The following is an 18,981-nucleotide window of genomic DNA, read 5'->3' as shown; positions in this document are numbered from 1 at the left end:
ATGGAGACCGAAGACCTGCCCGTCATCACCACGGGCGCACAGAACGATGGACCCAACATCGTCTCCTTCGGTGGCGGCCACGGACTCTACGCGGCGCTGAGGGCGTTCCGTCTGCTCACCGAAGACCTCACAGCCGTCGTCACCGTCGCCGACGACGGAGGCTCCTCCGGACGTCTGCGCGACGAACTGGGCGGACTGCCTCCCGGCGATCTGCGGATGGCTCTGGCCGCGCTCTGCGACGACGGCACCTGGGGCCAGACCTGGCGCGACGTCATCCAGCACCGTTTCGAATCCACAGGGGAGCTGCACGGCCATGCGGTGGGCAACCTGCTCATCGCCGCACTCTGGCAGATCCACGGCGACCATGTGGCCGGCCTCGACTGGATGGCCCGACTGCTCCGCGCCCACGGTCGTGTGCTGCCGATGTCCTCGGTGCCGCTGACGATCGAAGCCGATGTGAAGTTCCCCGGCTCGTTCCAGGTCGTGCGCGGTCAGTCCGTGCTCGCCTCGACCATCGGGCACGTCGAAACCGTGCGCCTCGATCCGGCGGCCCCGCCGGCCCGGTACGAGACGATCGAAGCCGTGGAGGAAGCCGATGTCCTCAACCTCGGCCCCGGCTCCTGGTACACCTCGGTGATGCCGCACCTCCTCGTGCCCTCGCTGGCGGAAGCCATCGTGGCCTCGAAGGCGGTGAAATCCCTCACGCTCAACCTCAGCTCCACCGACGGTGAGACGAAGGATCTGAGCCTCGGCGAACACCTCGTCTCCCTGCACCGTCATGCCCGCTCACTGACCTTGGACTATGTCCTCGTCGACGAGGCGGCCACGGACCTCGAACCCGACCTGCCGCAGCGGGCCGAAGACATGTTCGGGGCGAAACTCTGGGAGCGCCCCCTGCGCTCACGCAGACAGGGACAGCATGACAGCCTCAAACTGGCGGCATGCTACCGTGACATGTTGTTGGACGCCGGGATCGGCGTCGCCGAGCAGTGGTAGCAATTCAGGTGCAGGAGGACGAGCTATGGCACTGACCGCTCAGGTCAAGGATGAGTTGGCGCGAGTGAAGATCACCCGCACCTCCGCGCGCAAGGCCGAGGTGTCCTCGATCTTCCGCTTCTCCTCCGCCCTCCACCTCGTCAACGGCTCGATCGTCCTCGAAGCCGAACTCGACACCGCCCAGGCCGCCAAACGACTGCGCGCGGAGATCAAGGACCTCTACGGTCAGCATGCCGACATCGTCGTCATCAACGCCGCCGGGATCCGCCGTTCCAACCGCTACCTTCTGCGCGTCACCCGTGACGGGGGAGCCCTGGCCCGTCAGACCGGACTCGTCGACAACCGCGGCCGCCCCGTACGCGGACTGCCCTCGGCCATCGTCAACGGCTCCGTCGCCGATGCCGAGGCCGCTTGGCGCGGAGCCTTCCTCGCCCACGGTTCCCTGACGGAACCGGGACGCTCCTCGGCCCTCGAGGTCACCTGCCCCGGCCCCGAGGCGGCCCTTGCCCTCGTCGGTGCCGCCCGCCGACTCGGACTAAGTGCGAAAGCCCGCGAAGTCCGCGGAGTCGACCGTGTCGTCATCCGCGACGGAGACGATATCGCCGCACTGCTCACCCGTATGGGCTCCCACAGCGCCGTACTGGTCTGGGAGGAACGGCGGATGCGCCGGGAAGTCCGAGCGACCGCGAACCGACTGGCGAACTTCGACGATGCGAACCTGCGCCGCTCAGCACGTGCCGCTGTGGCCGCCGGTGCCCGCGTCGAACGGGCACTGGAGATCCTCGGCGACGAGGTCCCCGAACACCTCCGCTATGCCGGTCAGCTGCGCGTCACCCACAAGCAGGCCTCCCTCGAGGAACTCGGCCAGCTCGCCGACCCGCCGATGACGAAGGACGCGGTGGCCGGACGGATCCGCAGGCTGCTGTCCACAGCGGACAAGCATGCGGAAGAACTGGGAATTCCCGGCACCGAAGCCAGTCTCACCCCGGAAATGCTCGAAGATCGCTAAGATCGAGGCATGAGACGAATCGCCATCAACGGCTTCGGCCGAATCGGTCGTGCCCTGTTCCGTCTGTCCCTCGAACCCGATACCGATTTCGAGGTCGTGGCCATCAACGATCTCACCGATACGACGACCCTGGCCCATCTGCTCTCCCACGACTCCGTGTGGCCGCGCTTCGACCATGACGTCGACGCCGCCGACGAGGCGATCATCGTCGACGGACGAGAGATCGCAGTCACCAGCCAAGCCGACCCGTCCGCCATCGACTGGAGTTCGCACAATGTCGAACTCGTCGTCGAATCCACCGGACGCTTCACTCGCCAGGACCAGGCCGAGGCACACCTCGGCGGCACCGTGAAGACCGTCGTGCTCTCCGCCCCCGGAAAGGACGTCGACGCGACCCTCGTCATGGGCGTGAACGAAGACATCTTCGATTCGGCCAAGCACTCCGTCGTCTCGAATGCCTCATGCACGACGAACTGCATGGCCACCGTGGTCAAGGCCCTCGACGACGCCCTCGGCGTCGAAACCGGACTGCTCAACACCGTCCACGCCTACACCGGTGATCAGATGCTCGTCGACGGACCTCACCGGGACCTGCGCCGCGCCCGCGCCGCGGCCGTCAACATCGTGCCCACCACAACCGGAGCCGCACGCACGGTCGGCCGGGTCATGCCCCACCTCGAGGGCAAGCTCGACGGTCTGGCCGTTCGCGTGCCCGTGCCCGCCGGATCGATCATCGACTTCACCTTCACCACGGCCAAGAGCGCCGACCGCGACGAAGTCAACGCGATCCTCGCCTCCGCGGCGGACGAATCACCCTACCTCGATTTCTCCACCGACGAACTCGTCTCCAGTGACATCGTCGGCACGACCGCCTCGGCGATCGTGGATTCCAAGCTCACGATGGTGCTGGGAGACCAGATCAAGGTCGTGGCCTGGTACGACAACGAGTGGGGCTACACGAACCGACTCAAAGACATGGTCAGCTATATTCTCAGCGAAAGGGACTCATGAGGACATTCGACGATGCGGGCATCTTCGCCGGCCACACGGTGCTCGTCCGCAGCGATCTCAACGTGCCGATGGACGACGGCACCATCACCGACCGCGGCCGCATCCTGGCCTCGGCCGGAACCATCAGGTCCCTCGCCGAGGCGGGGGCCAAGGTCATCGTGATGTCGCACCTGGGCCGTCCCAAGGGAGAACCGGATCCGCAGTTCTCACTGGTCCCGATCGTCCCCGAACTCGCCGACGCCATCGGCCGTCCGGTCGCCTTCGCCGCCGACACCGTCGGTGACGATGCGAAGACGAAGGCCGCAGCCCTGTCCGACGGTGACGTGCTGCTGCTGGAAAACCTGCGCTTCAATGCCGGAGAGACCGCGAAGGACGACGCGCAGCGTCAGGAATTCGCCTCCCAGCTGGCCGCGCTGGCCGACGACTTCGTCTCCGACGGATTCGGCGTCGTCCACCGCAAGCAGGCCTCGGTCTATGACATCGCCGGACTCCTCCCGCACTATGCCGGGTCGCTCGTCCGCGCAGAAGTCGAAGTCAGCGACAGGCTGCTCAACGACCCGGCACGCCCGTTCACCGTCGTCCTCGGCGGTTCGAAGGTCTCGGACAAACTCGGCGTCATCGACAACCTCATCGACCGTGCCGACAATCTGCTCATCGGCGGCGGAATGGTCTTCACCTTCCTCGCCGCACTCGGACACGACATCGGATCGAGCCTGGTCGAGAAGGACCGCATCGACGACGTCAAGGGCTACCTCGAACGCGCCGAAGCAGGTGGAGCACGCATCGTCCTGCCCACGGACATCGTCATGGCCGCCTCCTTCGCGGCCGACGCCGAGAACTGGGTCCGGCCCGTCGCCGAACTCGAGGACACCCCGGCAGGAGCAGACGGACTCGGCCTCGACATCGGGCCCGAGTCGGCCAGCGCATATGCCGAGATCATCGCAGGCTCGACGACCGTGTTCTGGAACGGACCGATGGGCGTCTTCGAATTCCCGGCCTTCGCTGCCGGCACCAAAGCCGTCGCCCAGGCACTGACCGACGACGGCAACGGCGAAGGACAGCGACTGACCGTTGTCGGCGGCGGCGATTCCGCGGCCGCCGTGCGCAGCCTCGGCTTCGCCGATGACGCCTTCGGCCATATCTCAACCGGCGGCGGTGCCAGCCTCGAATACCTCGAAGGCAAGACGCTGCCCGGACTCGACGCACTCGGATGAGGAAGACTGACACTATGAGCGATCGCACCCTGCTGCTGGCAGGCAACTGGAAGATGAACCACGACCACCTCGAGGCGATCTCCGCCGTCCAGAAACTCGCGTGGGCACTCGAGGACGCCAAACTCGACGTTAGTCACTGCGAAGTCGTCGTCATCCCGCCATTCACCGACATCCGGTCGGTGCAGACACTCGTCCAAGGCGACAAACTGTGGCTGAAGTACGGTGCCCAGGATGTCTCCCAGCACGCTCCAGGAGCGCATACCGGAGAGATCGCCGCATCGTTCCTCTCCCGTCTCGGCTGCAGCTTCGTGGTCATCGGCCACAGCGAACGCCGTGCGGACAACCATGAGACCAACGAGGTTGTGGCCGCGAAGATCAAAGCCGCGCTCTCGGCCGAACTCACCCCGATCCTCTGCGTGGGGGAGTCCCTGGAACAGCGGCAGGAGAAGAGCCACGTCGAGTTCACTCTCGGACAGCTCGACGAATCCCTGGCCGGATTCGACGCCGCTGATCTCTCGGGCCTCGTCATCGCCTACGAACCCGTGTGGGCGATCGGCACCGGTGAGACCGCCACGGCCGCCGACGCCGCGGAGATGGCTTCGGCCATCCGGGCACGCATCGAAGAGAAGTACGGCGACAGCCTGGCCCAGACCACCCGCATCCTCTACGGCGGATCGGTCAAGGCCGACAATGTGGCCGAGATCGTCGCCTCCGACGATGTCGACGGTGCACTGGTGGGAGGCGCGAGCCTGAGCGGCCCGGACTTCGCCGCTTTGTGCAAGGCCGCGGTCGCGAAGTAGACTGACAGACGCATCATTCGACGAAACACTCGACGAAACATAGGTTGAATCCGACGTGGAAATCCTGAACATCATTCTCATCGCGCTGCTCGTGCTCACGAGCATCTTCCTCACCCTGCTGATCCTCATGCACAAGGGCAAGGGCGGTGGCATGTCCGACATGTTCGGCGGCGGAATGTCCTCGTCGCTGGGATCCTCGGGCGTCGCCGAGCGCAACCTCAACCGCTTCACGACGCTGATGGCGATCGTCTGGGGTGCCTGCATCATCCTGCTGGGCATCCTCACCCGGTTCAACTCCTGAGACACCAAGATCGTCTGATGCCCAGAGCGTGAGACACCGCCACCGAGGCGACCGCCAGGTGGACAGAAGAGAAGGACCCCGACCGAATCGGTCGGGGTCCTTCTCTGTGCGCTTCGTCAGGCCAGTCGCCGTTTCGGCGCGTCAGTCGTGGCCATAGTGGTGATGGGGACTGATCGACCCGACCGCCTCCCGCAGCTGCTCGAGCCCACGGGCACGATCGAGCAGATGCAGACGCAGTACGGGTCGACCCTTCTCGATCAGCACTGCCGCATCGCCGGCGGCTTGAGCACGCTGAAGCTGAGCGAAGCCGAAGTCGCGTCCCGGCACCGACAGGTCCGTGCGAGCCTCACCGGTGATCTGGAGGAAGACCCCGTTCGGGTGACCGCCCTTGTGATACTGACCGGTCGAGTGCAGATAACGGGGGCCGAAGCCGAAGGTCGTCTGCACTCCGGCGTGAGTGGACACGAGCGGACGCAGCCCTTCCGCCTCGGCATCGGCGATGCGATCGAGGTAGGCCTGGATCCCGACATACCCGTATTCGTCGACTTGGGAGAAGAGCTCCTGCAGAGCACTGACGAGGTCGGTGGCTTCGTCGACGACCTCGAGGACGTCGATGTTTCCCTCTCGGAACCGTGCCTGTTCGGACGTACCGGAGTCCGGTCCGTCCAGCAGGTGCCTCGCCTGAGCCTTCGCCGCTTCCACATCGGGCTGGTCGAAGGGATTGACCCCGATGCCGTATCCGGCGATGGCCGTGGCGAATTCCCAGAACAGGAACAGCTCACCCAGCTCACCGGTGATCGTGGCTTCGAAACCGGACGGCGCGCCCAATTCCGCGTCCTCTGCCGAGGGACCGAGCAGACACAGCAGCGCGTCAGCTCGTGCATCTGAGAACCCGATATCGGCGGGGGAGTCGACGACGACGGGAAGGATGCCCTGCCCGTCCTTGCCGAGTGATTCGGCGACGAGCTGCTCGACCCAGGCACCGAGTCCATCCAGCTGCGGAGAGGTTTCGGCGAGGACGAGCTTCTCCGTCGTCCTGGCGTGAGCGATACTCAGCCAAGCGCCGAACCGCAGCGCCGGATTGTCCAGATTGTCGATGGACAGGTCCGCGGCGGCCTCAGCGGCTTCTGCGACGATTCCGCGCACATCGGCACCGGCGAGTCCCGCAGGAACGAGTCCGAAGGCCGACAGGGCACTGAAGCGACCGCCGACCGTGGGATCGGCGAGGAAGGTCGCAAGGAAGCCCTGATCGGCGGCCAAGGTCTCGAGTTCCGTCCCCGGATCGGTGATCGCGATCATGCGGGAGGCCGGATCGATGTCGATCTCTTCGAAAGCCGCAGCGAAGCTGCGACGGATCGAATCCGTCTCGACAGTGGTTCCGGACTTCGACGCGATGATGAGGACCGTATGTTCGAGGTCGGTGCCGATGGCTTCGGCGACCTGATTCGGATCCGTCGAATCGACGATCTCGAGGCGGACGTCGGCTGTCTGGGCCATCACCTCGGGAGCGAGCGAGGATCCGCCCATCCCGGCCAGGCTGATCGTGCGCAGACCCTGCTCCTGCAGCCGTGCCCGCAGGGACTCGATCTCATCGAGCAGCTCTGCGGCCTGTTGCGGAAGATCCACCCAGCCCATCCGGTCCGCGGCATCCGCGGCGCCGTCGAACAGTTCGGCATCCTTCTCGCTCAGACGGGAGGCCAGGCGCGCGTCGATGAGACGCGCGGCCTCGGCATCGAATTCCTCTTCGACCGGAACGGAGAGTGAGAGCTTCATGAGCGGTCCAGAGCCGTACGGATCGTTTCCTGGAGTTCGGTCCAGCTGACGTCGAACTTCTCCAGTCCCTGCTTTTCGAGCACGGTCATGACGTCGGCGTAGTCGATGCCCAAACGTGCCAGGGCATCGAAGACCTCGTCGGCGGCACGGTAGTGCTCGGACGTGATCTGGCCGGTGACCTCACCATGGTCGGCAAAGGCCTCCATGGTGGGTTCGGGCATCGTGTTCACGGTGTTCGGAGCGACGAGGCCGGTGACGTACATGGTGTCGGCATAGTCGGGATTCTTCACTCCGGTCGAAGCCCACAGCAGACGCTGCGGACGGGCTCCGGCGAGTTCGAGGACTCGGAAGCGTTCGGAGGTGAACAGCTGCGAGTGGATCTCGTGGGCGAGCACGCAGTTCGCGATGCCCGCCTTGCCCTTGAGCTCCGCGGCCTTGGGATCGTCGATGGCGTCGAGACGGGAATCGATCTCGGAATCCACACGGGAGACGAACACCGAGGCGACCGACCGGATCGTCGAGAGGTCGTGACCGGCGGCGCGGGCCTTCTCCAGACCCTGGAGGAAGGCTTCGACGACGTGACGGTATCGGGTCAGGGAGAACACGAGGGTGACGTTGACGCTGATCCCGGCTGCGATCGTCTCGGAGATCGCACGGAGTCCCTCCTCGGTGGCGGGGATCTTGATCATCGCATTGGGTTCGCCCACGCGTTCCCACAGGGCCTTCGCCGAGGCGACGGTCCCTTCGGCATCATGAGCCAGCGGGGGAGCGACCTCGATCGACACGCGACCGTCTTCACCCTCCGTGGAGTCGAAGACCGGACGGAACAGGCGGGCCGCCTCGGCGACATCCGCAGTGGTCAGGGCCTCGATTGCCGAATCCACATCGGCGCCGGAGGTACCGAGCTCGGCGATCGCCGAATCGTAGTCGTCGGCTGCTGAGATCGCGTTCGCGAAGATCGTCGGATTCGTCGTCACACCCGTGACGGAGGATTCCTCGATGAGTCGGGCGAGATCCCCGGATTCGAGTCGGGTGCGGGAGAGGTCGTCGAGCCAGATCGAGACTCCGGCCGCACTGAGCTGCTGGAGACGTTCACTCATGCTTCCGCCTTTGCTGCGTTGATGGATTCCTTGGCTGCGTCGACGACGGCCGAGGCCGTGATGCCGAACTTCTCGTACAGGGTCTGGTAGTCTGCGGACGCACCGAAGTGCTCGATGGACACGGCACGACCGGCATCGCCGAGGTACTTGTGCCAGCTCATCGCCGAGGCGGCTTCGATGCTCACGCGGGCCTTGAGCGAGCGTGGCAGCACAGTGGCACGGTAGTCCTCCGGCTGTGCGTCGAACCATTCCTGGCACGGCATGGAGATGACGCGTGCAGAGGTGCCCGATGCCTGCAGAGCTTCGGCAGCCTCGAGGGCGATGGCGACCTCGGAACCGCTGGCGATGATGGCCACCTCGGGCTGGTCGCCGGTGTCGGTGAGCACATAGCCGCCGCGTGCCGCCTCGGAGGCGGGGGCGTACTTCTCACGGTCGAGGACCGGCACGGCCTGGCGGGTCAGCACGAGTCCGCTGGGTCCGTCCGTGCGGTCGAGGATCTTCCGCCACGCGACAGCGGTCTCGTTCGCGTCGGCCGGACGGACGACGTCGAGGCCGGGGATGGCACGCAGAGCGGAGAGGTGCTCGATCGGCTGGTGCGTCGGTCCGTCCTCGCCGAGGCCGATCGAATCGTGGGTCCACACGAACAGGTTCGGCAGCTGCTGGAGGGCGGCCAGACGCACGGCAGGACGCTGGTAGTCGCTGAAGACGAGGAACGTGCCGTTGTACGGGCGGGTTCCGCCGTGGAGGGCGATGCCGTTGCCGACGAGACCGGCGGAGAACTCGCGGACGCCGAAGTGGATGTTGCGTCCGAACTCATGGCCGGAGAAGGCGCCGGTGGACCGGTGTGCGGGCAGGAAGCTCGGCTCACCCTTGATCAGGGTGTTGTTCGAACCCGCGAGGTCGGCGGAACCGCCCCAGAGCTCGGGCATGGTCTCGGCGATCGCGTTGAGCACCTGACCGGAGGCCGCACGAGTGGCGATGCCCTTTTCGCTGGCTTCGAAGACCGGGAAGGCCTCATCGAGTCCGGCGGGCAGCTCGCGCTTGGCCAGACGGTCGAAGAGCGCCGCGTTCTCAGGGTTGGCGCTGCGCCATTCGGCGAAGGACTTGTCCCATTCGAGATGAGCGGCACGACCGCGGTCGAGGGCCTGGCGGGTGTGGGCGAGGACCTCGTCGTCGACGGCGAAGGTCGCCTCGGGATCGAAGCCGAGGACCTCCTTGGTCGCCCGGATCTCGTCGTCACCGAGGGCCGCACCATGGGACCCTCCGGTGTTCTGCGCGTTCGGGGCCGGCCACGCGATGATCGTGGACAGGCGGATGAACGAGGGACGTGAATCCGCGCGAGCGGCCTCGACAGCGGCGTGGAAGGCTTCGATGTCCTCGTGGTAGTCATCGCCGGCGGTGAAGTCGACGTGCTGGACGTGCCAGCCGTAGGCGGCGTAGCGCGCGGCAGTGTCCTCACCGAAGGCGATCGCGGTGTCGTCTTCGATGGAGATCTTGTTGTCGTCCCAGATCACCAGCAGATTCGACAGTTCTTGCGTGCCGGCCAGCGAGGAGGCCTCACCGGACACGCCCTCTTCGAGGTCGCCGTCGGAGGCGAGCACGACGATCGAGTGATCGAAGGGCGAGGTGCCGGGGGCCGCCTCGGGGTCGAACAGTCCACGTTCGCGGCGAGAGGCCATGGCCATGCCCACGGCCGAGGCGAGTCCGGAGCCGAGCGGGCCCGTGGTGATCTCTACGCCGGCAGTGTGTCCGACCTCCGGGTGACCCGGTGTCAGCGAACCCCATGTGCGCAGCGCCTTGAGGTCGTCGAGTTCGAGTCCGAACCCGGCCAGGTAGAGCTGGACGTACTGGGTGAGTGAACTGTGTCCGCAGGAGAGGACGAAACGATCACGGCCGACCCAAGTCGGGTCGGCCGGGTCGTGTGTGAGTCCGTGCTGATACAGGTAGTGGGCGATGGGGGCCAGGCTCATGGCCGTTCCCGGGTGCCCGTTCCCTGTCTTCTGCACCGCATCCGCGGCGAGGAGGCGGGCAGTGTCGACTGCGCGATTGTCGAGTTCAGTCCAGGACAGAGTTGTCATGTCGTCGAGCGATCCTTCGTTCGTCTGAGAGCGTGCATTCAAACTCTACCCGTCGGATGCCGGAAGCGCCGCCCCCGTTCACGCGCTGCAGAAACGCGGTGCGAGACATTTAGGCTACCGACGGGTAGAGTGTGGTCTCGCACACAGCTTTGGTTCGAGATTCAACAACTGCTGTGAGTCCAGAAGACCGAGAAGAGAACGTCATTGACAGGAAGGGTGACAGGGTGAGCAAAGGTGCTGATCCGGTGATCGATGCCGCCGTCGCAGACAGCGGAGAGCGGCGACCTGAATGGATGGCCGGCAGAAGGCCGGACCTCGCCGAGGTGGCCGAACAGACCAGAGGGATTCGTCGTCGGATCTCGCGGATCGGTGCGGCCTGTCCCGTGTTCTTCGCCGCGGCGACCGTCGCTGTGTCATCGGCGATCGGGCAGCCGCTGCGCGGCAGCGTCGATCTTGGCGAACTCGGTCTCTGGACGCTCGGTACTCTGCTTCTGCTCGTTCCCTTCGCCGCTGGACTGACAGTGATGCTCAATGCGCGCCGCGGCGGGCTGGTGTGGACGACCGCTTTGGTCTATTCCGTCATCGCCGGCATCATCGGACTCTGCGTCGACGTCAACCTGCTCGGCACGGACCCGCGATCCGCTTCTCTGAGCTTCGTCTCAGTGCTCATCGTGCAGGTCGTCGTGCTTGCTCCCGTGTGTGCCGCGGTGGCCTTCCTCGTCCGGATCGTCAGTGATTCGACTCGCCTTCGCGCGACTGGCAAAAACTTCGACAGCAGGTAGAATCTAAGGCGTGAGCAAACTTCGTCAGAACCGGGAAGAGCAGAGTGAACGACCTCTGCAGAGGGCCATCGACGAGCAGAGCCTCTCCACCCGACCGCGTTCGATCATCAGTGCCTATATCGCACTGACCAAACCGCGCGTCATCGAGCTGCTCCTCGTCACGACCGCGCCCGTCATGTTCTTGGCCGCTCACGGACTGCCGAACATCTGGCTCGTCATCAACACCCTCATCGGCGGAGCCGCCGCGGCGGCCTCTGCCTCGGTGTTCAACTGCTATGTCGACCGCGATATCGACGCGAAGATGGAGCGGACGAAGGACCGTCCCCTCGTCACCGGTGAGATCAGCCCCCGCTCTGCGCTGATCTTCGCCTTCGTGCTGGGCATCGGTTCGATCTTCTGGCTCGGCGGATTCACGAACTGGGTCACGGCAGGGCTCACCGCCTCTGCGATCCTGCTCTACGCCGTCTTCTACACTCTCGTCCTCAAGCGCCGCACTTCACAGAACATCGTCTGGGGCGGCGCAGCTGGCTGCATGCCCGTGCTCATCGGCTGGTCGGCCGTGACCGGGGGAGTCGCCTGGGAGCCCGTGCTGCTCTTCCTCGTCGTCTTCTTCTGGACCCCGCCGCACTACTGGCCGCTGGCGATCAAGTACAAGGCCGACTACGACGCAGCCGAAGTGCCCATGCTGCCGTCGAAGGTTCCGCCGACGTCCGTCGGCCGACAGATGATCCTCTACACGTGGGCGATGATCGCATGCTCGCTCGCACTCATTCCCGTCGCGCCGATGGGCCCGGTCTACACGATCGTGGCCGTGGGCGCCGGAGCCTGGTTCCTGTGGTCGTGCTACTCGCTGGTCTCCCGTGCCAAGCAGGGCAAGGACGGCACCTCGCTCAAGGCGATGAAGGTCTTCCACGGTTCGATCACCTACCTGTCGCTGCTCTTCCTGGCAGTGGCCATCGACCCGTTCGTGCCCACCCTGATCCCCGGGATCTGGTGAGACCCACACGCTGATCAATCGAGGCCCGTCCCCATCTATGGGGGGCGGGCCTCGAACGTTGTGCAGAGTTGTGCAGTCGAGATGACGAGACTGGGCGTCAGCCGGCGTTGACGAGGTCGTCGATGATGATCTTCTTCATCCGCATGAGAGCCTGAGTCTGTGCCGGACCGGTCATCAGCTCGCCGAGGTTCGCGGGAACGATCTGCCAGCTGACTCCGAAGCGATCTTTGAGCCAGCCGCACTGTTCGTGCTCGGGTGAAGCCGACAGATTGGACCAATAGTGGTCGATCTCGGCCTGGTCCGCGCATTCGACCGTCAGAGAGATCGCTTCGTTGAATGTGAACGCCGGTCCGCCGTCGAGGCAGATGAAAGGTGTGCCGTCGAGGACGAACCGGCCGGTGAGGACCTTCCCGCTCATCCCCGCGAAGTGTTCGTCGAGGGATTCGTCGGGATAGCGTTCGATGGAGAGGATGGCCGAATCAGGGAAGACGGAGCAGTAGAACTCCATGGCCTCCTCGGCGCAGTCAGGAAACCACAGACAGGGAACGATCGGAACTGGCATCGGTGCTCCTCGGGTATGCGCTGTCGAGGACGGCAACGCTTGCCGCAATCGTAGCCGACAGCCCGACCATGTGTAAGGCCACGAGCAGTTCGGGAACGCCGAGGAAGTACTGGACGTAGCCGATGATTCCCTGGGCGATCTCGACGCAGAGGAGCACGGTCAACGGTGCGACCATCGCCGTCTGTGCCTTCTTCCGAGCGACGACGAGGGCGGAGATCGTGGCGATGACGAGCAGCCATACCGGTGCGGCATGGAGGCGGGTGACCCAGATGTTGTCGAGGTTGTTGCGGGTCGACATCGTCGAACCCGAGTGGGGGCCGGCCCCGGTGGTGAGCACGCCGAAGATGACGATGATCGCGGTGAGGCCGAGGATGATCCATCCCAGAGTCGGCAGCGGCGACGCGGCCTTGGCGTTGAGTCGGATGCCTGTGTCATAGGTGCGGCGGACGAAGTAGGCGGCGACGCCGACGGCGACGGCCGAGGGGACGAAGTGTCCGGCGACGACCCAGGGGTTGAGCTTCGTCCACACGGTGATTCCGCCGACGACGGCCTGGACGGGAACGATGGCGAGCAGTCCGATGTTGAGCCAGAAGAGATCCGGGCGCTTCTTCCGGTGCTTCCACAGCATGAGTGCGATGCACACGCCGAGGATCGCCAGCGCCACGGCCAGCAGACGGTTGCCGAATTCGATGTAGCTGTGGATTCCCATCTCACGGGTGGCCACGAGGGAATCGGGAGTGCACTTCGGCCAGTCCGAACATCCCAGGCCAGAGCCGGTTAGCCGGACGATTCCGCCGCTCAGGATGATCCCGGCCTGGGCGATGAGCATGGCCCAAGCGGCGATGCGGATCTTCTTCGTGACCACTTCACTCCTCATTCGAAACGGAACCACCTGCGTGCCGCAAGCGTTCCCACAAGCCCCCATACCAGGAGCACGATGATTGCCTTGATGTCTGTGCCGCCGTCTCCGATGGCGGATCGCATGGCGTCGCCGAGTGCACCGGAAGGCAGGTAGCCCACAACTGTTCCCCATTCTCCCGGATGCGCGATGATGAGGCCACCGACGCCGGCCATGAGCACCCAGATGAGGTTCGTGGCCGCCAGGGTCGCCTCGGCGCGGACGGTTCCGGCCATGAGCAGTCCCAGCGACAGCAGTGAGGCGGTGCCCAGCAGTGTGGCCAGGATCAGTCCGAGAGCATCGACGGGTCCGCGGAAGCCGAGGGCCGCGGCCACGGCGAAGACGAGGGCGTATTGGATGATGACGACGACGATGACGGCGCCGAGCTTGCCGAGGATGAGCCCGTTCGTGCCCAGCGGGGTCGTCGCCAGCTGCCGGAGCACTCCGTAGCGGCGGTCGAAGGCGGTCGCGATGGCCTGACCTGTGAATGCGCTGGAGGCGAGGCTCAGGCACAGTGCACCGGGGACGGCGATGGACATCGGATCGGCACCGGCGTCGATGACGCCGAGGCCGGTGAGCAGGGGAGTCTTCGCGAGGAAGACGAGCAGGCCCAGCGGGAAGATGACTGAGAGCAGCAGCTGTTCGCCGTTGCGCAGAACGGACAGGGTCTCGAACTTCGTCTGGGAGATGATCCGTTTGAAAATCATCGCAGCGGCCTCCCTGTCAGTTCGAAGAACACATCGGACAGGGACTGTCTCTGCATGCCGATGTCCGTGATCTGGAGTCCCGCCTCGGCGATGGCCGTGCACGCGGCCGCGATCTGCTCCGAAGTCGGTGCGCCGTCGATGGTGATCAGTGAGCCCTGCGCCGAGGCGGGGCCGAGCTTGGCGAGCCGATCGCTGAGATCGGCGGGGACGGGGGAGTCGAGTCGGATCGTCAGCGACCTTGATCCGGCGGAGGCGCTGCGCAGATCCTCGGGTGCTCCTTGGGCGATGATCCGTCCGCGATCGATGACGACGACCTCGTCGGAGAGCTCCTCGGCCTCGGCGAGATCGTGGGTGGTGAGGACGACCGCGACCCCGCGGTCGGCGAGTTCGCGGATGAAGCTGTGGACGACCTCGCGGGCCTGCGGGTCGAGACCGGCGCAGGGCTCATCGAGGAAGACGAGACGTGGTCGGCCGATGAGGGCAGCGGCCAGTGCAACCCGCTGCTTCTGTCCGCCGGAGAGTCTGCGCATCGTGCGTCCGGCGAAGTCGTGGAGTCCCAAGGGCTCGGCGAGCTCGTCGACCGGCAGGGGATTCTCGTAGAGGGAGGACAGGTGGCGCAGCACCTGCAGCGGCTTCGAGCTCATCGGCAGTCCGCCGTCCTGGAGCATGACCCCGGCCAGCTGCGATGTCGTGGCGTGATCGGTGACGGGATCATGTCCGAAGATCTCCACCGTGCCCGCATCGGGGCTGCGGGTGCCGACGGCTAAGGAGATGGTCGTGGATTTGCCTGCACCATTGGGTCCGAGGACGCCGAGGACGGAACCGGTCTCGGCCGTGAGGTCGATTCCGTCGACGACACGGTGGGTGCCGTAGGAGTATTGGAGACCGCGAATGGTCAGGGCCGGAGATGACACCCGGCTATTCTACGACGCGTCGAATCCAGTGTCGAAACCGCAGGTGGCGGGGGCGGAATCCAGTGGTGGTTAGGCTCACCTAGTTTTACGAAACAAATTACGCAACAATATTGTTGTGTTAGTCAAGGAGGTGGATTATGGCTGCAAACGACACGGAAGATCGCCGAACCCGGCAGAAGGTCTTCCAGTCGGTGCTCGACGAAGGACCGATCACTGCTTCGTCTTTGGCCAAAGCCCTCGAGCTGACTCCCGCGGCGATCCGTCGTCACCTGGACGCGCTGGAGAGCGAGGACCTCATCGAGGTCCGTGAACTCGCCGGCAAACAGGCGGGCAGGGGCCGACCGGCCCGGCACTATGTGGTCACGACGGCCGGACACGATTCGGTCAGTCATTCCTATGACGAGTTGGCCGTGAACATCCTGCGCTATATGGAGGACAAGCACGGCAAGTCGGCGGTGGAGGACTTCACAGAGGACCTCGTGGGCCGACTGCGGGACCGACTCGGACCGGAACTCGACAAGCGGGGCGGCACCACCGTGGCGTCACGCTCACGCGCACTCGCCGCTGCACTCACACGGGAAGGGTACGCCGCCTCGGCGACACCGGTCGCGGCCGGGACCCCCTTGGAGGCGATGCAGCTGTGCCAGGGACACTGCCCGATCCAAGCCGTGGCAGCGGAGTACCCGGAGATCTGCGAAGCAGAACTCGCGATGTTCTCCGACTACCTCGGCGTCGACGTACGTCGGCTGTCCTCGCTGGCACAGGGCGACCACGTGTGCACCACCCACATTCCGACTTCGGAACTGACCAGACCACTCATCCACAGCAATGATCGACCTCAAGGAGGTTCACGATGACTGACACAGGCAATCGGATCATCGATGCGAATCCCGAGCTCAAAGACCTCGGACAGTACGCATACGGTTGGCGCGACGAAGACGATAAGGGACTGACCGCCGAGCGCGGCCTGTCCGAAGACGTCGTCCGCAACATCTCGAAGCTCAAGGACGAACCGGAGTGGATGCTCAAGCGTCGGCTCAAGGCTCTGCGTCTCTACGACAAGAAGCCGCTGCCGCACTGGGGCGCCGATCTGTCGACGCTGCCGTTCGACGACATCAAGTACTTCGTGCGCTCGACCGAGGGTCAGGCTCAGACCTGGGAAGACCTGCCCGAGGACATCCGCAATACCTACGACCGTCTGGGCATCCCGGAGGCCGAAAAGCAGCGCCTCGTCGCCGGCGTCGCCGCGCAGTACGAGTCCGAGGTCGTCTACCACAAGATCAACGAAGAGCTCGAAGCCCAGGGCGTCATCTTCCTCGACACCGATACCGGTCTCAAGGAGTACCCGGAGCTGTTCGAAGAGTACTTCGGCACGGTGATTCCGTCCGGTGACAACAAGTTCGCCGCACTCAACACCGCCGTCTGGTCGGGCGGATCCTTCATCTACGTCCCCAAGGGCGTCCACGTCGAGATCCCCCTGCAGGCCTACTTCCGCATCAACACGGAGAACATGGGCCAGTTCGAGCGCACGCTGATCATCGCCGACGAGGGCTCCTACGTCCACTACGTCGAAGGCTGCACGGCTCCGATCTACAACACGGACTCCCTGCACTCGGCGGTCGTCGAGATCATCGTGAAGAAGGACGCACACGTCCGCTACACGACGATCCAGAACTGGTCGACGAACGTCTACAACCTCGTCACGCAGCGCGCGATCGCCGAAGAAGGCGCACAGATGGAATGGGTCGACGGCAACATCGGCTCGAAGGTGACCATGAAGTACCCCGGTGTGTGGATGACCGGCGAGCACGCTCGCGGTGAGACCCTGGCCGTGGCCTTCGCCGGTGAGGGACAGCACCAGGACACCGGTGCGAAGATGGTCCACGCCGCGCCCAACACACATTCGTCGATCGTGTCGAAGTCCGTTGCCCGCAGCGGCGGCCGCGCCGGCTACCGCGGACTCGTCCACGTGTACCCCGGTGCCGAAGGCTCGTCGAACAACGTGCTCTGCGATGCTCTGCTCGTCGACAACGTCTCCCGTTCGGACACGTACCCCTACATCGACATCCGCGAAGACGATGTCACCCTCGGTCACGAGGCGACCGTGTCGAAGGTCAGTGAGGATCAGCTCTTCTACCTCATGTCCCGCGGCATGGAGGAGACCGAAGCGATGGCGATGATCGTGCGCGGCTTCGTGGAGCCGATCGCACGTGAGCTGCCGATGGAATACGCACTCGAGCTCAACCGCCTCATCGAACTGCAGATGGAAGGTGCAGTGGGCTGATCCTCAGCTTCCACCACCGACCTGCCTGTTAAGGAGTTTTTGTGACAGATACCACCAACCCACTCGGAGTCTCGGAGCACTCGCACGGCGGCGACATCCACGTCCCCGCCTCGAAGCGCGACGATCGCACCCGCAGCTTCACCCCCGCGGACTTCCCGGTCCCGAACGGCCGCGAAGAGGAATGGCGCTTCTCGCCGGTCCGCAAGCTCAGCGACTTCTTCGCCGATGAGGCCACTGACGCTCGTCTGCGCATCGACGCAGATCTGCCGGCCGGCCTGTCGGTCGAGGAGATCTCGCTCGAAGCCGCCCAGGAGCTCGGCATCCTCGAACCCGAGGACCGCCCCTCCGTCGTCGCAGCCAACCGCGCACCCGTCGTCACGCACTACTCGGTGCCGGCTGACACGGAGCTCGATCGGGCCGCGATCATCCACGCCGACGGTCAGGGCGACCAGATGACCCACGGTCACATCGTCGTCTCCGTCGGAGCCAACGCGAAGGCGACCATCGTCGTCGAGCACGAAGGACTGAGCCGCTACTCCGAGCTCGTCTCCCTCGTCGTCGGCGACGGCGCGGACGTCACGTTCGTGTCCCTGCAGCTGTGGGACGACGGTGCCCAGCACATGGGCCAGCACGATGCGATCGTGGGCAAGGATGCGAAGTTCAAGCACATCCACGTCACCCTCGGCGGCGACATCGTGCGCCTGAACACGAACGTGCGCTACTCCGCACCCGGCGGAGAGGCCGAACTGCTCGGACTCTACTTCGCCGATGCAGGACAGCACCTCGAGCACCGCACGTACATCGACCACAACTCGCCGAAGGCGACCTCGAACGTCCACTACAAGGGCGCCCTCCAGGGCAAGGACGCACGCAGCGTGTGGATCGGCGATGTGCTCATCCGTCCCGAGGCACTCGACATCGACACCTACGAGCTCAACCGCAACCTCATCCTCAGCGATGGGGCCCGCGCGGACTCCGTGCCGAACCTCGAGATCGAGACCGGAGACATCGCCGGAGCCGGACACGCTTCGTCGACCGGACGCTTCGATGAGGAGCACCTGTTCTACCTCATGTCCCGCGGCATCCCCGAGGAAGTCGCCCGTCAGCTCGTGGTCCGCGGATTCTTCAACGAAGTCATCCAGAAGATCCAGGTGCCCGAGATCGAAGACGTGCTCAATGAGCGCATCGAGGAAGAGCTGTCGCGGAGCGTTCTGTGACCATGATCGACGTGGCCGCCACCGACGAGGTGGGGCCCGGGGGAACCATGCGCATCGAGATCGGCGAGTTCGAGATCTGCATCGCTCGCGATTCCGACGGCACCATCCACGCCATCGACGACCTGTGCACCCACGGTGAGGTCTCGCTGGCCGAAGGCGATGTCGAAGACTGCACTATCGAGTGCTGGCTGCACGGCTCCCAGTTCGATCTCAACACGGGCAAACCGGTGAACCCGCCGGCGTTCGAGCCCGTCGCCGTCTATGACTGCAAAGAGATCGCCGGGCGCATCCTCGTCGATCCGAACACCATTCTCAACTGACCTCACGACCAACGAAGA

Annotated in this window: 19 protein-coding genes; 12 read left to right on the top strand and 7 right to left on the bottom strand. The window is 65.0% G+C overall.

Annotated elements, in window-relative coordinates; all coding sequences use genetic code 11:
• Genes BEP01S_RS09850 through secG form a run of 6 tightly spaced genes read left to right on the top strand, consistent with a single transcriptional unit; the run spans position 1 to position 5,331 of the window.
• Positions 1-996, top strand: a complete 996-nt coding sequence (locus BEP01S_RS09850) for a gluconeogenesis factor YvcK family protein (RefSeq protein ID WP_039207493.1) — start codon at positions 1-3, stop codon at positions 994-996.
• A gap of 25 nt (positions 997-1,021) precedes the next feature.
• Positions 1,022-2,005, top strand: coding sequence for a DNA-binding protein WhiA (gene whiA, locus BEP01S_RS09845; RefSeq protein ID WP_039207494.1), 984 nt, complete (start codon positions 1,022-1,024; stop codon positions 2,003-2,005).
• Positions 2,006-2,014: 9 nt separating this feature from the next.
• Positions 2,015-3,016 (top strand): type I glyceraldehyde-3-phosphate dehydrogenase, encoded by a 1,002-nt coding sequence (gap, locus tag BEP01S_RS09840; RefSeq protein ID WP_039207495.1) that lies wholly within the window; start codon positions 2,015-2,017, stop codon positions 3,014-3,016.
• Positions 3,013-4,230: a phosphoglycerate kinase gene (locus BEP01S_RS09835; RefSeq protein ID WP_062242652.1), complete on the top strand. Its 1,218-nt coding sequence runs from the start codon at positions 3,013-3,015 to the stop codon at positions 4,228-4,230. Before gap ends, BEP01S_RS09835 begins: the two co-directional genes overlap by 4 nt.
• Positions 4,231-4,244: 14 nt before the next feature.
• Positions 4,245-5,030, top strand: a complete 786-nt coding sequence (gene tpiA, locus BEP01S_RS09830) for a triose-phosphate isomerase (protein ID WP_039207497.1) — start codon at positions 4,245-4,247, stop codon at positions 5,028-5,030.
• Positions 5,031-5,085: 55 nt separating this feature from the next.
• Entirely contained in the window at positions 5,086-5,331 is a 246-nt protein-coding gene (secG, locus tag BEP01S_RS09825) for a preprotein translocase subunit SecG (protein WP_039207498.1), read from the top strand.
• Between the two features lie 141 nt (positions 5,332-5,472).
• On the opposite strand, the gene BEP01S_RS09820 is transcribed toward secG, so the two are convergent.
• The 3 genes from BEP01S_RS09820 to tkt are packed head-to-tail and all read right to left on the bottom strand — an operon-like array spanning position 5,473 to position 10,282.
• The gene (locus BEP01S_RS09820) at positions 5,473-7,104 is read right to left on the bottom strand and encodes a phosphoglucose isomerase-related protein (RefSeq protein WP_062242648.1); all 1,632 of its coding nucleotides are present in this window, start codon (positions 7,102-7,104) and stop codon (positions 5,473-5,475) included.
• Positions 7,101-8,204 (bottom strand): transaldolase, encoded by a 1,104-nt coding sequence (gene tal / locus BEP01S_RS09815; RefSeq protein ID WP_062242645.1) that lies wholly within the window; start codon positions 8,202-8,204, stop codon positions 7,101-7,103. The genes BEP01S_RS09820 and tal overlap by 4 nt, the downstream gene beginning before the upstream one ends.
• Complete coding sequence (gene tkt / locus BEP01S_RS09810; protein ID WP_062242643.1) at positions 8,201-10,282, bottom strand: transketolase; 2,082 nt, start codon at positions 10,280-10,282, stop codon at positions 8,201-8,203. The genes tal and tkt overlap by 4 nt, the downstream gene beginning before the upstream one ends.
• 224 nt (positions 10,283-10,506) lie before the next feature.
• On the opposite strand from tkt, the gene BEP01S_RS09805 reads away from it, so the two are divergent.
• Both BEP01S_RS09805 and BEP01S_RS09800 read left to right on the top strand, forming a co-directional pair.
• Positions 10,507-11,064, top strand: a complete 558-nt coding sequence (locus BEP01S_RS09805; protein ID WP_062242640.1) for a hypothetical protein — start codon at positions 10,507-10,509, stop codon at positions 11,062-11,064.
• Between the two features lie 10 nt (positions 11,065-11,074).
• Complete coding sequence (locus BEP01S_RS09800; RefSeq protein ID WP_082819355.1) at positions 11,075-12,061, top strand: heme o synthase; 987 nt, start codon at positions 11,075-11,077, stop codon at positions 12,059-12,061.
• Positions 12,062-12,158: 97 nt separating this feature from the next.
• Here BEP01S_RS09800 and BEP01S_RS09795 read toward each other — a convergent pair whose 3' ends face one another.
• From BEP01S_RS09795 to BEP01S_RS09780, 4 genes are read right to left on the bottom strand one after another with little or no spacing between them, the layout of a single operon-like run.
• Complete coding sequence (locus tag BEP01S_RS09795; protein WP_062242637.1) at positions 12,159-12,623, bottom strand: VOC family protein; 465 nt, start codon at positions 12,621-12,623, stop codon at positions 12,159-12,161.
• Complete coding sequence (locus BEP01S_RS09790) at positions 12,586-13,488, bottom strand: COX15/CtaA family protein (protein WP_062242634.1); 903 nt, start codon at positions 13,486-13,488, stop codon at positions 12,586-12,588. Before BEP01S_RS09790 ends, BEP01S_RS09795 begins: the two co-directional genes overlap by 38 nt.
• 8 nt (positions 13,489-13,496) lie before the next feature.
• Positions 13,497-14,228 (bottom strand): ABC transporter permease, encoded by a 732-nt coding sequence (locus BEP01S_RS09785; RefSeq protein ID WP_062242630.1) that lies wholly within the window; start codon positions 14,226-14,228, stop codon positions 13,497-13,499.
• Positions 14,225-15,142 (bottom strand): ABC transporter ATP-binding protein, encoded by a 918-nt coding sequence (locus BEP01S_RS09780; protein WP_062242627.1) that lies wholly within the window; start codon positions 15,140-15,142, stop codon positions 14,225-14,227. The genes BEP01S_RS09785 and BEP01S_RS09780 overlap by 4 nt, the downstream gene beginning before the upstream one ends.
• Positions 15,143-15,279: 137 nt before the next feature.
• Between BEP01S_RS09780 and BEP01S_RS09775 the strand changes: the two genes are divergently transcribed.
• From BEP01S_RS09775 to BEP01S_RS09760, 4 genes are read left to right on the top strand one after another with little or no spacing between them, the layout of a single operon-like run.
• Complete coding sequence (locus BEP01S_RS09775; RefSeq protein ID WP_062242624.1) at positions 15,280-15,999, top strand: helix-turn-helix transcriptional regulator; 720 nt, start codon at positions 15,280-15,282, stop codon at positions 15,997-15,999.
• The gene (gene sufB / locus BEP01S_RS09770) at positions 15,996-17,426 is read left to right on the top strand and encodes a Fe-S cluster assembly protein SufB (protein WP_062242621.1); all 1,431 of its coding nucleotides are present in this window, start codon (positions 15,996-15,998) and stop codon (positions 17,424-17,426) included. The genes BEP01S_RS09775 and sufB overlap by 4 nt, the downstream gene beginning before the upstream one ends.
• Before the next feature lie 41 nt (positions 17,427-17,467).
• Complete coding sequence (sufD, locus tag BEP01S_RS09765; RefSeq protein ID WP_062242618.1) at positions 17,468-18,643, top strand: Fe-S cluster assembly protein SufD; 1,176 nt, start codon at positions 17,468-17,470, stop codon at positions 18,641-18,643.
• Positions 18,640-18,963, top strand: coding sequence for a non-heme iron oxygenase ferredoxin subunit (locus BEP01S_RS09760; protein ID WP_082819354.1), 324 nt, complete (start codon positions 18,640-18,642; stop codon positions 18,961-18,963). Before sufD ends, BEP01S_RS09760 begins: the two co-directional genes overlap by 4 nt.
• The last annotated feature ends 18 nt before the right edge of the window (positions 18,964-18,981 follow it).

Origin of the sequence: Brevibacterium epidermidis NBRC 14811 (assembly GCF_001570805.1) — a bacterium.
GTDB lineage: Bacteria > Actinomycetota > Actinomycetes > Actinomycetales > Brevibacteriaceae > Brevibacterium > Brevibacterium epidermidis.
The sequence above is the reverse complement of the archived record's forward strand: the minus strand, read 5'-3'. Positions and strand labels throughout refer to the sequence as shown.

Coding starts and splice junctions, on each gene's coding strand:
- gap (WP_039207495.1), top strand. CDS start 2,015: ATGAGACGAATCGCCATCAACGGCTTCGGCCGAATCGGTCGTGCCCTG.
- BEP01S_RS09835 (WP_062242652.1), top strand. CDS start 3,013: ATGAGGACATTCGACGATGCGGGCATCTTCGCCGGCCACACGGTGCTC.
- BEP01S_RS09820 (WP_062242648.1), bottom strand. CDS start 7,104: ATGAAGCTCTCACTCTCCGTTCCGGTCGAAGAGGAATTCGATGCCGAG.
- BEP01S_RS09850 (WP_039207493.1), top strand. CDS start 1: ATGGAGACCGAAGACCTGCCCGTCATCACCACGGGCGCACAGAACGAT.
- BEP01S_RS09795 (WP_062242637.1), bottom strand. CDS start 12,623: ATGCCAGTTCCGATCGTTCCCTGTCTGTGGTTTCCTGACTGCGCCGAG.
- whiA (WP_039207494.1), top strand. CDS start 1,022: ATGGCACTGACCGCTCAGGTCAAGGATGAGTTGGCGCGAGTGAAGATC.
- BEP01S_RS09785 (WP_062242630.1), bottom strand. CDS start 14,228: ATGATTTTCAAACGGATCATCTCCCAGACGAAGTTCGAGACCCTGTCC.
- tal (WP_062242645.1), bottom strand. CDS start 8,204: ATGAGTGAACGTCTCCAGCAGCTCAGTGCGGCCGGAGTCTCGATCTGG.
- tkt (WP_062242643.1), bottom strand. CDS start 10,282: ATGACAACTCTGTCCTGGACTGAACTCGACAATCGCGCAGTCGACACT.
- BEP01S_RS09775 (WP_062242624.1), top strand. CDS start 15,280: ATGGCTGCAAACGACACGGAAGATCGCCGAACCCGGCAGAAGGTCTTC.
- sufB (WP_062242621.1), top strand. CDS start 15,996: ATGACTGACACAGGCAATCGGATCATCGATGCGAATCCCGAGCTCAAA.
- tpiA (WP_039207497.1), top strand. CDS start 4,245: ATGAGCGATCGCACCCTGCTGCTGGCAGGCAACTGGAAGATGAACCAC.